Raw genomic sequence first — 598 nt, forward strand, 5'->3', positions numbered from 1 at the left:
CGACGCGAGCGGCGCGCCGGCCTGCGAGGAGCCCCTCGTCACGCCGCCAAACGACGTCCCCTCGGGCGTTTGGTTTTGCGCCGCGACCTTCGCCTCAGCCGCGTGAATGTCGCCGGGATAGTACAAATTGTTCGTCCCTGGACGATAACCGGCCTGTTCGAGCCGGACGAGATCGGATTGCACCTCGGCTCGGGTCACCGGCGCATTGGTGGTCTGGGCAAACACGAATGTAGGCGCGCTCAGCGCAGAAGCAATCAGTATGGCCTTGATCAGAGCTTTCATGATGGTCCCCCTTTGAGAACGTGGTGGCCACATTCACCATGAACGAGGCCTCGAACCTCTTCATCGGCGTCGACGAAGAGTCACCTCCATTCTGGGCAGCGGCACCTGTCCCGATGCTGACCCACTCATTACAAGATCGTTACCTGTTCCAGCGGTCAGTCGCAAATATCGTCCGGGTGTCTCACACGGGTTCGATCGTCACCCTGCCGAACGCGAAACAAGTTCGCGGCTTCTTCGCCAGCGTAGATCTTCGTCGCGCCGGCTTGAGTGAATGGCTTCTAGACAGGATTGCCTGCTGCATCCGAGCCCACGAGAC

General features: G+C 60.4%; 2 protein-coding genes. One reads left to right on the forward strand and one right to left on the reverse strand.

Features of this window, described 5'->3' with window-relative positions; genetic code table 11:
* Positions 1 to 282, reverse strand: a 282-nt coding sequence (locus BN2476_RS45030) for a DUF4148 domain-containing protein (RefSeq protein WP_087740513.1), incomplete at its 3' end; no start/stop codon positions are given.
* Between the two features lie 23 nt (positions 283 to 305).
* Between BN2476_RS45030 and BN2476_RS46965 the strand changes: the two genes are divergently transcribed.
* Positions 306 to 598, forward strand: a 293-nt coding sequence (locus tag BN2476_RS46965; protein ID WP_160111902.1) for a hypothetical protein, incomplete at its 3' end; no start/stop codon positions are given.

It is taken from the genome of Paraburkholderia piptadeniae (assembly GCF_900007165.1).
GTDB lineage: Bacteria > Pseudomonadota > Gammaproteobacteria > Burkholderiales > Burkholderiaceae > Paraburkholderia > Paraburkholderia piptadeniae.